Origin of the sequence: Algoriphagus locisalis (genome assembly GCF_900116615.1) — a bacterium.
Lineage (GTDB): Bacteria > Bacteroidota > Bacteroidia > Cytophagales > Cyclobacteriaceae > Algoriphagus > Algoriphagus locisalis.
The window spans coordinates 199414-213810 of the sequence record NZ_FPBF01000006.1 but is presented as its reverse complement, the minus strand read 5'-3'; the positions used below and the strand labels follow the sequence as shown (position 1 = coordinate 213810).

Annotated in this window: 11 protein-coding genes; 7 read left to right on the top strand and 4 right to left on the bottom strand. The window is 42.0% G+C overall.

What is annotated here, in order from left to right; genetic code table 11:
- Positions 1-44 precede the first annotated feature (44 nt).
- Entirely contained in the window at positions 45-953 is a 909-nt protein-coding gene (locus BM386_RS16985; RefSeq protein WP_091696466.1) for a serine hydrolase, read from the bottom strand.
- 138 nt (positions 954-1091) lie between these two features.
- Between BM386_RS16985 and BM386_RS16980 the strand changes: the two genes are divergently transcribed.
- Together BM386_RS16980 and BM386_RS16975 are read left to right on the top strand one after the other, a co-directional pair.
- Entirely contained in the window at positions 1092-1769 is a 678-nt protein-coding gene (locus BM386_RS16980; protein WP_091696464.1) for a response regulator transcription factor, read from the top strand.
- Complete coding sequence (locus tag BM386_RS16975) at positions 1766-3031, top strand: sensor histidine kinase (protein ID WP_091696463.1); 1266 nt, start codon at positions 1766-1768, stop codon at positions 3029-3031. The genes BM386_RS16980 and BM386_RS16975 overlap by 4 nt, the downstream gene beginning before the upstream one ends.
- Positions 3032-3226: 195 nt before the next feature.
- On the opposite strand, the gene BM386_RS16970 is transcribed toward BM386_RS16975, so the two are convergent.
- Positions 3227-4615 carry a sulfatase family protein gene (locus tag BM386_RS16970; RefSeq protein WP_091696753.1) on the bottom strand — a complete coding sequence of 463 codons (1389 nt, stop codon included), beginning with the start codon at positions 4613-4615 and terminating at the stop codon, positions 3227-3229.
- A gap of 266 nt (positions 4616-4881) precedes the next feature.
- On the opposite strand from BM386_RS16970, the gene BM386_RS16965 reads away from it, so the two are divergent.
- On the top strand, positions 4882-5328 hold the full coding sequence (locus BM386_RS16965) for a PepSY-like domain-containing protein (RefSeq protein ID WP_091696461.1): 447 nt from the start codon (positions 4882-4884) through the stop codon (positions 5326-5328).
- A gap of 66 nt (positions 5329-5394) precedes the next feature.
- Positions 5395-6582 carry a porin gene (locus BM386_RS16960; protein ID WP_091696459.1) on the top strand — a complete coding sequence of 396 codons (1188 nt, stop codon included), beginning with the start codon at positions 5395-5397 and terminating at the stop codon, positions 6580-6582.
- 73 nt (positions 6583-6655) lie between these two features.
- Here BM386_RS16960 and BM386_RS16955 read toward each other — a convergent pair whose 3' ends face one another.
- Positions 6656-7960, bottom strand: a complete 1305-nt coding sequence (locus tag BM386_RS16955) for a sulfatase family protein (RefSeq protein ID WP_091696458.1) — start codon at positions 7958-7960, stop codon at positions 6656-6658.
- 29 nt (positions 7961-7989) lie between these two features.
- Positions 7990-11241, bottom strand: coding sequence for a S41 family peptidase (locus tag BM386_RS16950; RefSeq protein ID WP_091696456.1), 3252 nt, complete (start codon positions 11239-11241; stop codon positions 7990-7992).
- Positions 11242-11524: 283 nt separating this feature from the next.
- Here BM386_RS16950 and BM386_RS16945 point away from each other — a divergent pair, with 283 nt between their 5' ends.
- The 3 genes from BM386_RS16945 to BM386_RS23500 all read left to right on the top strand — a co-directional run bounded on the left by BM386_RS16945 (position 11525) and on the right by BM386_RS23500 (position 14397).
- The gene (locus tag BM386_RS16945) at positions 11525-12349 is read left to right on the top strand and encodes an alpha/beta hydrolase (protein WP_091696455.1); all 825 of its coding nucleotides are present in this window, start codon (positions 11525-11527) and stop codon (positions 12347-12349) included.
- Between the two features lie 131 nt (positions 12350-12480).
- Positions 12481-14022 carry a M20/M25/M40 family metallo-hydrolase gene (locus BM386_RS16940; RefSeq protein ID WP_091696453.1) on the top strand — a complete coding sequence of 514 codons (1542 nt, stop codon included), beginning with the start codon at positions 12481-12483 and terminating at the stop codon, positions 14020-14022.
- A gap of 201 nt (positions 14023-14223) precedes the next feature.
- On the top strand, positions 14224-14397 hold the full coding sequence (locus tag BM386_RS23500) for a type II toxin-antitoxin system VapB family antitoxin (protein WP_139235935.1): 174 nt from the start codon (positions 14224-14226) through the stop codon (positions 14395-14397).

Genomic DNA, 14397 nt, shown 5'->3' with positions numbered 1-14397 from the left:
CCAAATAACTCAAATAAAGTCCAAGATTGGTTTTCGGCTTGAAATCACTTCCCAACCACATATTCATATACAGTCTTAGAAATCCCAGCCAACTGCTCAGTTCCTTTATCAAAATCTTCTAAATTTTTCGAAAGCAAAACCAACACATAGGATCTCCCATCAGGCAGATATACTATCCCAGCATCATGGTGAACACCCGTTATAGATCCCGTTTTGTGGGCTACGGCAACATCTTCAGGTAGATAAAAAGGTATGATTTCGTTGAATTGCTGGTCTTTCATGATTTGAATCATTTCATCACAATCTTTCTTGGTACCAGCTTTATTCTGGGCAATGGCTGCCATGATGATCATCAGATCTTTCGCGGTCGTGGAATTACTTAATCCAAGATCGTAGGCTTTTTGATCTTCTACGCCACGTAATACTTCGATTTTGGAAGCTCCCAAATCCCTCATAGTAGCAGTCACATTTTTTGCCCCTACCAATTCGATCAGAACGTTAGTGGCAAGATTGCTACTCACAGTGATCATGGGAAACATCAAGTCTTTCAGCGCGACGGTAGTGCCTATTTTGCTATAGATAACATCATCGCTATCAACACCAATATCCATACTATACGGGCTGCCATCAACGATACTTTTGAATTCATTTTTCAGCAAAATAGAATCATTGAGATCAAGATTCCCTGCTTCTTGTTGCTTATAAAGCTCTATCATCACCGGTACTTTCATCGTGCTCGCGGCATGAAATTCCTCGTCTGCATTGATTAGCAAACTGTCTGAAGGATCAGACAAATTGAAAAATGCTACCGCAACATCTCCTTGAATGGAGTCTAGTTTAGACTGCAATTGCTCTTGGAGTGTAGGTACATTTTCTGTTTTTTCCTGACAGGAAATAACTATTATAGCTGACAATAAAAAGAGGAGCGCCGGAAATGGAGGGATTGATTTCATTAGGTGTTATATAGCTTAAGCAGGAAAAAACACTGTCTGTGCTAAGTTGTCCAAACTCTGCTGAATTTTCAAACTTGGATAAGTAGTAAATATCAAAATTCCCAATTCTTTCCAGATTTGAACTGTATTTTTGGATCCATGAAAATTTTGCTGATCGAAGACGAGCCAGAATTGGCAGCTACTATCAAAGCATCTCTGGAAAAAGAGTTGTTTCTGGTGGAGCATGCAGCAGATTTTGATTCTGCCATGGAGAAAGTCTCTCTCTATGAATACGACTGCATTCTACTGGACATTATGCTTCCAGGTGGAAGTGGTTTGGAAATTCTTGAAGAGCTGAAGAAAAGCAACATTTCCGGTAATGTGATCATTATTTCAGCAAAGGATTCCTTGGACGATAAGTTGACAGGATTAGGTTTGGGGGCAGATGATTACTTGACAAAGCCTTTTCACATCGCTGAATTAAACGCCCGAATCAAGGCAGTTTTTCGAAGAAAAAATCTAAGTGGTTCGAATCAAATTGCCACAGCAAACACCAATCTTGACTTAAGTGAAAGAACTTTTTCTGTGGACGGATTGCTATTTCCGCTGAACCGAAAAGAGTTTGACATCCTAAACTATTTTTTGGTCAACAAGAATCGATTAATCACCAAAAATGCCCTTGCTGAACATGTCTGGGGCGACCATATCGATCAGGCAGACAATTTTGATTTTATCTATTACCAGATCAAAAACCTACGTAAAAAGTTACAGTCTTCTGACGCAAAAATTGAAATCCAATCCATCTATGGGGTGGGCTATAAACTTGTAGAGCTGTGAAACTACTCAACCAGTCACTCAAATATCTCTCAATTTCGATCTTTTTGATTGTGTCGATCTGGTCTGCGATTTTTTATTTCAACATGCTGGATGAGATCCACGATAGCATAGATGACGGCCTGGATAATTACAAACTTTTAATCATAAATCGAACTGCAGATGATGAGCAGATTTTTGAAAAAAAGGATTTTGAAGAGGGCAATTTTACAATTCACCAGATCCCGGAAAAAGAAGCACTAGGTATGCGTGATTATTTTACGGATACCTTGCTTTACATGCAAAATGAAGATGATTTGGAGCCGGTGCGCATGCTTACCTCGGCTTTTAAGCATGGCGAGAAGTACTATCAGCTTACTGTTTTCAACTCGACTGTAGAAGAAGACGATCTGATCGAAGATCTGTTTTATTCCATTATCTGGCTGTATGTGATTCTAGTGGTAAGCATAGTACTTATCAACAATGTAGTGCTCAAGCGCCTTTGGAAACCTTTTTATTCCTTGCTGAATGAGTTGAAATCTTATCGGATAGACAAGGAAACGCCCCTGCCTCAGGTAACAGGAGAAACCAAGGAATTCAGGGAATTGGAAATCGCGGTGAATGCGCTGATTATCCGGGCAAGAGAAACGTTTTACAACCAAAAGAAATTTACCGAAAATGCTTCCCATGAGTTACAGACTCCCTTGGCGATTATTTCCACCAAATTGGAATTGATGCTGGAAAAGGAAAGTCTTGGAGCTGAAAATGCAGAAAATGTCGGGCAGATTTTGCAGACAATTCAGCGCTTGACCCGTCTGAACAAGTCCTTGCTTTTACTTTCCAAAATAGAAAACAGGCAGTTTAACGAAGCTGCTGAGGTAGATTTTGCAAAATTGGTAAACCAATCTGTCGAAGATTTGGAGGATTTTGCAGGATTTAGAAACGTGGAAATTACTGTGGATAAGTTTGCTATACTTAGCTACCAGATGGATGAGAGTCTGGCCTCAATACTTGTGAGTAATCTCCTTCGGAATGCGATTTTCCACAATGTGGAGGGAGGAAAAGTGCAAGTGGAAATCCAAGAAAACTCCCTTCGAATCAGAAATACAGGAAAGCATGAAGCGTTAGACTCCTCGAAGATTTTTGACCGTTTTCAAAAAGAAACCAGCAGCAATTCCAGCACTGGGCTAGGTCTGGCGATTGTCCACGCGATCTGTAAATTGTATGGATTTGAGGTGAAGTATAGTTTTGATGGAGCGCATTGCTTTAAGGTGAATATGGGTTGAAGGTTATTAGGTCGTAAAGTTGGAATGTGTCTAAATGAAGTCATATCATAGCGACAGTTAATGCTATTCCTGTTTCAATCCAAAATTTAGTGAAGAAAGAAGGATTTTTAAATCAGTGGTAAATCATTTGAAACATACGAGATTTTGAAATAAACCTCAAAGCCTAGATCACAGCATCGTCGTGAGAGAATTCCATTAAAGCTTAGGCATAGATGCAAACCAAGAAGTGACTTCTTTGACTAGTCTTCTGGTAATTTCGGGATTTGCGTCAGCTAGATTTTTTGTTTCTCCTGGATCTTCGGGTATGTTATAGAGTTCCGGACGACTTCCGTCGTAGTCGCAAAGCAATTTCCACTTTCCATCCCTCACAGCAAGGTCAGGTAGATTTTCGATTCCATAATAGTTCTTTCGGTCAGGAGGGCGGCTAAAGAAAATAGGTGCTTTTCGGGAATCATCAGACCTTCCCAGAATAGTTTCAATGACATTTTCCCCATCTGTCAAGTTGGTTTTCGGGCTTTCTGTAAATGTTAAAAGCGAAGGCGTAAAATCAATGGCAGAAAATACTGACTCCTTGTTTCTGCTCCCTGTTGCACTTTTATCTATAAAACCTGGTCCCCATACGATCAAAGAAGATCGAATTCCTCCCTCATAAAGATGTGTTTTGTAGCCTTTCAAGTCCCTTGCCCGTCCAGCCCCTAATTCCGGGCCATTGTCAGAGCAAAATAGAATCAGGGTATTTTCTCTGAGTTTTTCATTGGATTGGATGTATTTGAACAACTTTCCCATTTGCTGATCCATTGCTTCCAAAACCGCCAGATACAGTGCTCTTTTACCCTCTTCTTTTGCCAATCCATATTCTTCAAATGGTGGCCAATAAGGACTGTGAACATCATCTGGCCAGATATTTACATAGAATGGTTTGTCTTCTTCTCTCGCTTTGGCAATAAAATCCAGTGCTCCATCCACAAATCCCGTCGTGATCTCAGATCGCTGCATCCAAGTATAGCCTTCACCCAAATTCTCTGCATCTTGCCAGATCTTCCCTACTTTTCCCGTCTCATCTTTGGTCATAGGCAGAAGTTTGGGACCCATCCCTTCGAAATTCGTCAAGGACTCATCAAAGCCATAGTCTGTGATCGGAGGAGCATCAGCGACGTCCCGCTGCCCACCCATATGCCACTTCCCAAAATGACCAGTAGCATAGCCAGCTTGCTGTAGATTCCTCGCCAGCATAGGAGCTGAAGGATCCAGCCAATTTGCTATCCCTCTTGCCTCATTTTGCTTTCTATTGTCCAGGTATGAGGTAATATTCCAGCGCTGTGGATAAGTGCCTGTGGCGATTGCTACCCGGGACGGAGAGCAAATTGGGGAGTTGACATAAAACTGCTCGAAGGAAATTCCCTCACTGGCGATCTTATCAATATTCGGCGTTTGGGCATCCGTATTTCCAAAAGAGGATAAATCAGCCCATCCCATATCATCAATGAAAATCAGGATAATATTGGGCTTTTTATCCTTGGTTTGAGTATATCCCAAGGAATAAAAAGACAAGAATAGAATAGTGACAACGAGTAATTTCTTCATCAGCTGAGATTGGGTAAATGCTGGAAAATTAATTCCTAAAAGCAAGTTAACGAGTAACCTAATTTAAAATTTTCGTTGTCTGGAAACAATGAGATTCCGCATCTACTGAGCATATTCTGGATAAAAGGCTAAAACCACGTTTAGGCGATTGCACTTTAAACTCTTTTTAGGATTTCCGGCAGCTATTTTTTCCATCGCCTTCAGATTCCCAATTGTTTCCAGATTCCCCCTTTTTCTTTGAGGTATAACTTAAAAACTATACAAAAATGAAAAAGCAAATCACACTAATGGCATCAGCTCTAACACTTATTTCCGCAGCCACTTTTGCCCAGGATATACATCCAAGTGAAGTGCCTTCTGTAGTGGCAAACAATTTCAGAAAGGAATTCCCAAAAGCATCAGACATAGAATGGGAATTGGATGGTGACAACTACAATGTGGATTTTGAAATTGGCTGGGGTACAGATCATGAAATCTGGTATGACGCCGCTGGCAATATGCTTAAGCATGAGGAAGAAATCTCCAAAGGGGATCTGCCAAACCAAGTGACTTCCAAAATCAATTCTGATTTCAAAGACCTAAGAATCGACGGTGCAAAGAAAATAACAGAAGGTTCGCAAGTCACCTACAAAGTAGAGCTTGAGAATTTCACAGAAGAGTGGAAAGTCATTTTCTCCGCCACAGGAGAAGTACTCCATAAAATCAATGACTAAGCTGTATTCCACTTCATCTTTTCTCCCTGACAAAATCGATTGGCCAGTTCTTCAAAAACTATTACGATGCTTAAGAAACTCACACTTGCCACATTCCTGCTTCTTCTTAGCTTTTCCTTTGCGCAAGCTCAGGAGGAAAAAAACGATGAAAAGACTTCTCCGGGTTGGTTTGACAAAATCCATCTGGGCGGATACATGCAGGTTCGCTACAATGGCTTGTTTCAAACCAATCCAGCACTGGAATGTGAGCAGTGTGATGAGGCTTGGGGCGGAGAGGAAAACTCACTTTCCCTTAGAAGACTCCGCTTCAAAATATATGGTCAGATCCATCCTCGGGTATTTTTCTATTTTCAACCGGATTTTGCAAAGTCCGTCGGTGAATCAGATCATGTGGGAAGATTGAAAGATGCTTATTTCGATCTTGGATTAGATCTTAAAAATGAATTTCGCCTGAGAATAGGACAGAGTAAAGTACCTTTTGGCTATGAGAATATGCAATCCAGCAGTCAGCGCCTTCCCTTGGATCGGGACGACGCGCTGAATAGTGGGTTAAAAGACGAGCGTGATGTGGGGGTGTTCTTTTACTGGGCAAATAAGCAACAACGGAACATGATGACTGAGCTGAAAAAAGACGGGATGAAGCACTCTGGTGATTTTGGGGTTTTCGCTTTGGGGGTTTACAATGGTCAGACAGCTAATCATAAGGATAGAAACGGAAAATTCCATGTTGTCACCCGCTTCTCTCTACCTATAAAAGTTGGAAATCAAGTGATTGAGCCGGGAATTCAGGCATATCGCGGCACGTATGTATTGCAGGAAACAAGTCCTGAGATCAATGCCAATGAAAGCAAGGAATACCTGGATGAGCGTGTAGCGGCTTCATTTGTACTCTATCCAAGACCATTCGGAATCCAGGCAGAATACGTGGTAGGCAAAGGACCTGAGTTTAACAAAGAAACCCAGAAAATAGAAGTTCAAAATCTCAATGGTGGCTATGTGACCTTCTCCTATATCGCCGGAAATTTCATTCCATTTACCCGCCTGCAGTATTACGATGGAGGGAAAAAGCATGAAATGGACGCAAGAAGCTACACCGTAAAAGAATTGGAACTGGGATTGGAGTGGCAACCGATGAAGTCTTTTGAGTTAGTAGCGATGTACACTTTCTCTAATCGCCGATACGAAGATTTTCAGGTGCAGGATAACCGTCAAGCAGGAAGTTTGTTGAGGCTACAGGCTCAATTGAATTTTTGAGTTTTTAACTTGACTTCGAAGAGGGTTTTAGAAAAACGTCCAATAGAACTTCCGCCATTGATCTATATTAAAGCTATTTCTCCATTACCTCGTATTCCGCTAGTACTGACTCGAACATGGAAATTTTAGCTTTCGTTAGGTTAGTAAGTTCTTCTTTCTTCAGTGGAGTTTGCTCCAAAGGATCTTCTAAAAGCGAGTATATCCTACCATCTCCATAGAGCTTCCAATCTGTGTCCTGAACGTAAGTACTATTTTCAAAATTGCCCCAGTTCGGAGCATAGTAACAATATATCCATTCGCGTGTAATAGAATTATCTCCCAAGAGCTGTGGATAAAAGCTCAATCCATCAGATTGGACTGACTTATCTTTTTGAAAATTAACTGTCTCCAAGAGAGTCGGAAGAAAATCCGTGAAGTCAATCAGATTACTATTTGTACTTCCTGGCTGAATTTTTCCTTTCCAGTTTGCAATGAAAGGGACATGCGTACCTGCGGTGGTTGTATTTCCCTTATCCCCTTTGATTGAAATCCCGCCTTGATAGCTAGTCACTTTTCTATCTGTGCCATTATCACCGACGAAGAGAATCAAGGTATTCTCACGGATGCCTAGTTCTTCAGTTTTAGCTACAATTAACCCAACCAGCTTATCCATGTAGTTGACCATTTCTCCGAAGTAAATCGGATCATTGATCTTGGATTTAGAGTCAAAATCATCAAACTCTGAATTTGCAGGTGTTGGCACAAAAGGATCATGAGTGATTGCCATCGGGTAATAGATGAAAAACGGCTCGTTTTTACTTTTCTCCATGAAGAGATTGACCTGCTCGGTAAACAGATCCGGCCCATACTTACCTTCATGGGTTTGGGTACCTGTATTGGAGCTAATCAGTGGATCTTTATACCTGCTTCCTAGCTCCTTGATTTGCCACAAAAAGTATTCATCGAACCCAGCTTCTTCAGGTAGCGAACCTATTTTTCCTCCTGCCAGCTCATGCTGCTTTTCATTTCCATAAAGCTGCCATTTGCCTGCAACAAAGGTTTTGTATCCAGCTTCCTTCAAGTAATCCGCAAATGTCTGTTCATTCGGATCAAGTAAACCGAAGCCTATATAATTCCTGAAATTGTACTTTCCGGTCATGATTTGCACCCTTGAGGGAGTACAGAGTGGCATGGCATAGGTCTGGGTAAAATTCATTCCTTCCTCGGCCAACTTGTCCAGATTGGGCGTACTATAATCATCGGATCCATTAACTCCCAAGGTTTCGAAACCCAAGTCATCAGCCATAATTAGAATGATATTGGGTGAACGTTGCGCCTTTACCTGAAAGCAAAAACAAATAGTAAGCAAAACAATATGTAGAAAACGAAGGCTTTTCATTTTGTCTTTTGCGTAATATCCATAACTATTTAATTCTTGCCATTTTTAAAACTCTTATCAGGATAGGCAGGAGCCTGAGGAATAGGTCTTGGATCCGCCTTGATCAATTCTTTCAAATGCTCGATCGCTGCTTCCAATTGCGCATCTTTACCTTCGAAAGTCGCCTTAGGCATATTGATCACTTCGATATCCGGGATAAAGCCGACTCCTTCGATGAGCCATTCGCCTTCTTCGCCATACACTCCATTCATTGGTGCTCTGGCGATGCCATTATCTGTCAAGGTATTTGAACCAGAAAGCCAAACTTCTCCACCCCAAGTTCGGGCACCGATGGCTTTGCCCATTCCTAGTCTTCTGAAGCCTTCAGCAAAAGCCTCTCCATCAGAAGCAGTAAATTCATCCACGAGTAAAACTAGATGACCACGAAAAGCATAGGGCATATTCCAATACGGTTCGCCGGTTCTACTTTTCCAGTAAAAGAAAACCTCCCGCATCAATTTCTCCAGAATAAAGGAATCGATATTTCCACCCCTATTTTGGCGCATATCGATGACCAAGCCATCTTTTTTAAATTGAGGATAAAAGTCCCTATACCACTGTCCAATATCACCAGAAGTCATCGCACGAAGGTGAACATAACCTAAGGCTCCATCAGATTTAGCCTCTGTCTCTAATCTTCGGGTGTATTCCCATTCGTTATAGCGAAGATTGGATTCTGCCTGAGCCGACATGGGCTTAAGGATCTGATCTGATTTGGCTTTACCGTCGGTAGAAAGCAATGAAACCCGAACCTGCTTGCCCGCTTTGTCTCTCAATAAATAGTAAATATCAGGTACTTCCATTACGGCCACTCCATCAATATGAGTAATGATATCTCCTTCAGAAATACTCAAATCCGGGTGTGAAAGTGGAGACATTTCATCAGGATAGTCCGGATCCGACAAATAGATGTGATCAATAGAATACCCCTTCAACTTATCATTTCGACTAAGTTTTGCACCGAGTAGTCCAAAACTGATATTGTCTTCCCCATCTCTCAGATCACCTCCACGAACTGAAGTGTGCAACACGGAAAGTTCGCCCACCATTTCCCCAATCACATCAGAAAGCTCCGCACGTGTGGTCACCCGGTCCACCAAAGGAAGATATTTCTCATGCATCGCATCCCAATCGATACCATGCATCCCTGTATCATAGAAATAGTCTCGCTCCATTCTCCAGGCATCTGTAAAGATTTGCTTCCAGTCTTCTGCAGGATCTATGGAGTATTTTACTCCGCTGATATCCAATTTGGTTTTGGATAAGTCAGAGACTGGAGATGTGCCTAATACTACTACAGAATATGTGCTGCCACTTTGAACAAGTATGTATTTCTTATTTAGCGAAACTGTATAATTCCTGACGTTATCGATAAATGCTTTTGGCTCTGGCTTGTTGGAAATTGGGACCATCATCAGTGGAGCCTTTTCAGAACCACCTGCACCTCCTCCATAAAATACGCCCATTCCAGGGCCTATTTCATGGAAGTAAAGCGCTTTATCAGTGACGATCAAATTGCTATAGTTTCCTGCGGGCACAGGCACTTCCCGCAGCCTTTCCTGAATTCCATCTTCTTCAATAGTTACCGTCACTTTTTCAGGTGCTTTCTCTGCCTCCTTTTGTAATTCATTGTTGAAAAAGAAAGGAGATACAAGCCCATCTTTTAAACCGATTTGATAGATTTTCATCTGCTTTTCCCAGAAAGGCTCCGGCTGACGAGTACCCCAAGGGCTTCCTATCGCAGACTGGAAATTTCTATCTGAGAGAAAATAGAACCAATTTCCATCCGCACTCCACTGCGGGCTCAGGCTATTGGCTCGATCTGAAGTCATCGCAATGCGCTTCTTGCTATCAATGTTAAAGGCATGGATTTGCGAAAAAGTATTGCTCGCAGCTTGGGCGTAGGCTAGCCATTTTCCATCAGGAGACCAAGCCATACTCGAAGAAATATCTTCATCCGAATCTGTCACTTTGATCTGAGATCCAGAGGCTTTGTCCAGCACCCAAATCGTCTGATTCAAATCCCTGAAGGCTATTTTAGAACCATCTGGGGAAGGAAGCATATCAAATTTCAGGGTAGTCCCATTCTTCGAAACTTGTTTCCCCTGATCCATTCCAAGGCTATTGTATTCATGAATTTCAAATTCTGAACTCTCGTCTGAGAAGGTTAAAATCGATTTTCCATCTGGAGAAAAAATCGCATCTCGATAGCGAACTCCATCTTTTCTGCTCAAACGTATAGTCCGCCCTTCTTTTACCGGAACAGAAAAAACCCGACCTCTAGTTGTCATTACCACTCGTTCCCCATCATTGGAAACCGCCATCGCACTGAGATAGGACATAGGATTATCCACCCATTTTTCCCGCAGTTGATCGAAATCTGAAATGAGCTTAATCGCAAGAGTCTTTGCCGTACCACTTCCTAATTCCATTAATTTAAGGTCTGCTCCTACGCGGTAAACCAGTTGATTTCCAGAAACAGAAAATTCTCGAACATCGAAGCTTGGCTCTTTGGATAGCTGAGCAAGTGCCCCCCCATTCTCATCCATGCTCCAGACATTCACAATCCCATCTCGGGAGGAGAGAAAATATACTTTTCCCTGATGCGGCACAGGATGATGGTCTTCACCGTTGTAGTCCTTTGTCAATTTTACTGCTTCAGCAGCCCCATCAGTGTACTGCCAAACCTGGCGAGCTGTGCCCCCTTCGTAGCGCTTGGTGACATTGTTATGAAAAGTCGGTCTGACAAAAAAGTAAGTTGAGCCATCTTCAGAGAAGCTTCCCTCTGCTGCCATTTCTAAAGGAAGAAGTTGCTTCTCGCCGCTTTCTACATCGACAGTTACCGTATTGAGTTTTGGTAGTGTAGAATATTGATTGGTGACATAGGCAATTTCTGTAGCTGATTTCCATGCCGTAGGAATCGAGGAAGCAGGCTCGTATGTCAATCGCTTGGGTAGTCCTCCGGCGATTGGCATCACATAGACTTCTGTAGGGCCTTCGTAGCTGGCAGCGTATGCTACCCATTGGCCATCCGGCGAAATCTTCGGATCAGACTCATCTCCCGGATGTGAAGTCAATCGGATGGCATTTCCTCCAGCCACCGGAACTCTCCAAATATCACCCTCAGCAACAAACACGAGTTGATCGCCATTTAGGTCGGGATGCATAAAATAACCTCTGCTGGATTGAGCAATAGAAAAATTGCAAATGAGGAAAAAAAGCGGAAGATAGAATTTTGGCATGGCTTCTAGATTTTAGTAGAACGCACTCAATCTAATTCATCTCAAAGAAATCCCAATGCCTCTGGTATAATTTTTAGAAGATGGGTTAAAAGGCTCTAAAAAAATTCAAATCTCCTCCATGAATATGTTTTTCGGGAAAAGTTGACAAAATTTTACACCAGCATTATTAAACTCACCTCCACTTGTTCGCTACCTAACCTCAATTATTTTCTGCCTTATAAAACAGGAATTCCAAGTATTCCTTGCCATTTTTACTATCGATACCTTTCAAATAAACCCCATAATGAACAGTAAATACTATTCCATTCTAGCTTTCACTTATTTCTGGCTAATTACCTTTACTACGCTGGCAAGCGTGGACACAGTCGCTACGTATAGCGCATCTATGCAAAAAGAAATTAAAGCCGTAGTGATCACCCCAAAGGATTATAATAAATCCAAAGATTACCCAGTCGTCTATTTACTTCACGGGTATTCAGGAAACTACTCCGACTGGATCACGAAAGCCCCTCAATTAGAGTCCTATGCAGATCAATATGACATGATCATCGTAAATCCCGACGGAAACTTTGGCAGCTGGTATTGGGACAGCCCAGAAGTGGAAAGCTCCAAATACGAGACTTATGTCGGAAAAGAATTGGTAGAATTTATAGACCAAAAATATAGCACCGTAAAAAGTCGTGAAGGACGAGCTATCACTGGCTTGAGCATGGGCGGGCATGGTGCTTTGTACCTGGCTTTTCGGCATCAAGACACCTTTGGCGCAGCGGGAAGCTTAAGCGGAGGCGTTGATATTGGGCCGTTTCCAGAAAACTGGGAGATGAAAAAATACCTTGGCACCAAAGCAGAAAATCCTGAGAGATGGGAAGAATATTCTGTGATGTACCAAAGCAATCGTCTGATTACAAATAAGTTGAAGCTAATCATTAGCTGTGGTACAGAAGATTTCTTCTACGAAGTGAATGTGAGACTCCACGAAAAACTGGCTTACAATAATATTCCTCATACCTTCATTACTGGACCAGGAGGACATACCTGGGATTATTGGAGAGATGCAGTTCAGTATCAGTTGCTATTTTTCCATGATTACTTTACAAGCGTCAAATAGAACTCCTTTGTTTCACTTAGAGCTATTGGTTTTTCAAAAAAGCAAGAAGTCAATAGATTCGGTCAAAAATCCACCAACGGCGCGGATTTGAACATAGCAAAGCATAATTTTAACCAAAAAACAATCCAAATATGAAAAAGAGATACTTATTAGGGGTGGGTCTGATGCTACTTCTAGGTAGCAACGTCCAAGCTCAAGATGAGGTGATCGAAAAGATCATTAAAGAGGAAACTGAAAATTCACAGCTAAAGCAAATCGGCCATGAACTGATGGATGGAATTGGGCCAAGATTGGTAGGTTCTCCTCAAATGCAAAAGGCGCATGATTGGGCTGTAGAGAAATACAAAGGCTGGGGCATCGAAGCTCGCAATGAGCAATGGGGTGAATGGAGAGGATGGGAACGTGGAATTTCTCACATCGATATGGTGGCTCCTTGGACAAAGTCCCTATCAGGACAGCAATTGGCTTGGAGCCCTTCTTCGCCGGAAGGTGGAGCCAAAGGTGAAGTTGTTGTGATTCCAGAGTTGGCAGACGAGGCAGCATTCCAGGCCTGGCTTCCTTCAGTAAAAGGGAAATATGTGATGATTTCTGCACCTCAGTTAACTGGTCGTCCTGATTACAACTGGGAGGAATTCGCTACTGAAGAGTCTTTTGAAAAAATGAAAGAAGACCGTACCGAATCCAACAGAGCCTGGAACGAAAGGCTTCAAAAAACAGGGAAAGGAAGACGAGAATTGCCTACAGCGCTTGAAGATGCAGGTGCGCTTGGTATCATCACTTCTTATTGGTCTCAAGGTTTCGGAGCAAATAAAATCTTCTCAGCCTATACCAAGAAAGTACCTACTGTAGATCTTTCATTGGAAGATTACGGACTGCTTTTCAGATTGGCAGAAAACGGAGAAAAGCCAATGATCCACTTGAATGCTCAGTCCAAGGAAAACGGAATGGTGCCTACTTTCAATACGATCGCAGAAATCAAAGGAACCGAGAAACCTGACGAATACGTGATGCTTTCAGCACACTTTGATTCATGGGATGGCGGAACTGGTGCTACAGACAACGGAACAGGTACCATCATGATGATGGAAGTAATGCGGGTTTTGAAAGAAGTATATCCTAATCCTAAAAGAACAATCTTGGTAGGTCATTGGGGTTCTGAAGAACAAGGTTTGAACGGTTCAAGAGCATTTGTAGAAGATCATCCGGAAATGATGCCTAAAATCCAGGCACTTTTCAATCAGGATAATGGTACTGGAAGAGTGGCAAATGTATCAGGTCAAGGTTTTATTCATAGCTATGAGTATTTGGGTAGATGGATGTCAAAAGTACCTCGCGAGATCACCAGAGAAGTGGAAACTACTTTCCCGGGCAATCCTGGAGGCGGTGGATCTGACTATGCTTCCTTCGTGGCGGCTGGCGTTCCGGCGTTTTCTTTGAGTTCCCTTAGCTGGTCATATGGCAATTATACCTGGCATACCAACCTAGATACCTATGACAAAATCGTATTTGATGATGTGCAAAACAACGTAATCATGGCAGCAATCATGGTCTATATGGCTAGTGAAGAAGATGATATGGTCTCTAGAGAGGTACGAGTACCACTTGGAAGAGGCGGTGAGCCGGCTGAATGGCCTGCTGTACGTTCTCCAACAAGAAAGGGTGGAGTTGAGTAATCATTAAAAACCTCTTGCAATATTCATTAGAGCCACGGACATTTTCCGTGGCTTTTTTAATATTAATAAACTATATATCAGTACATTAAAACCATGAAATCGAGCATCTTCACACAGTGGGATGGTTATTACTTGAGCGAGATTCTCCCGAATCGAGTTCGGGACAGGCTATCTGACCTTTAAAAATCAAATTATCATCAGATGAAAATAACATTAGAGTTGCCAGCAGAATTATTAAATGAATTAATGGTGCTCACAGGAGCTACCTCAAAATCACAGCTAGTGAGAGAAACACTAGAAGAACATATCAAACTAATTAAGAGAAAACGGCTGCTTACAATGAAGGGATCAATAGATTTAGAAAACCTTTTGTAA

Coding starts and splice junctions, on each gene's coding strand:
- BM386_RS16955 (WP_091696458.1), bottom strand. CDS start 7,960: ATGAAAAGCCTTCGTTTTCTACATATTGTTTTGCTTACTATTTGTTTT.
- BM386_RS16980 (WP_091696464.1), top strand. CDS start 1,092: ATGAAAATTTTGCTGATCGAAGACGAGCCAGAATTGGCAGCTACTATC.
- BM386_RS16940 (WP_091696453.1), top strand. CDS start 12,481: ATGAAAAAGAGATACTTATTAGGGGTGGGTCTGATGCTACTTCTAGGT.
- BM386_RS16970 (WP_091696753.1), bottom strand. CDS start 4,615: ATGAAGAAATTACTCGTTGTCACTATTCTATTCTTGTCTTTTTATTCC.
- BM386_RS16945 (WP_091696455.1), top strand. CDS start 11,525: ATGAACAGTAAATACTATTCCATTCTAGCTTTCACTTATTTCTGGCTA.
- BM386_RS16985 (WP_091696466.1), bottom strand. CDS start 953: ATGAAATCAATCCCTCCATTTCCGGCGCTCCTCTTTTTATTGTCAGCT.
- BM386_RS16965 (WP_091696461.1), top strand. CDS start 4,882: ATGAAAAAGCAAATCACACTAATGGCATCAGCTCTAACACTTATTTCC.
- BM386_RS16950 (WP_091696456.1), bottom strand. CDS start 11,241: ATGCCAAAATTCTATCTTCCGCTTTTTTTCCTCATTTGCAATTTTTCT.
- BM386_RS23500 (WP_139235935.1), top strand. CDS start 14,224: ATGAAAATAACATTAGAGTTGCCAGCAGAATTATTAAATGAATTAATG.
- BM386_RS16960 (WP_091696459.1), top strand. CDS start 5,395: ATGCTTAAGAAACTCACACTTGCCACATTCCTGCTTCTTCTTAGCTTT.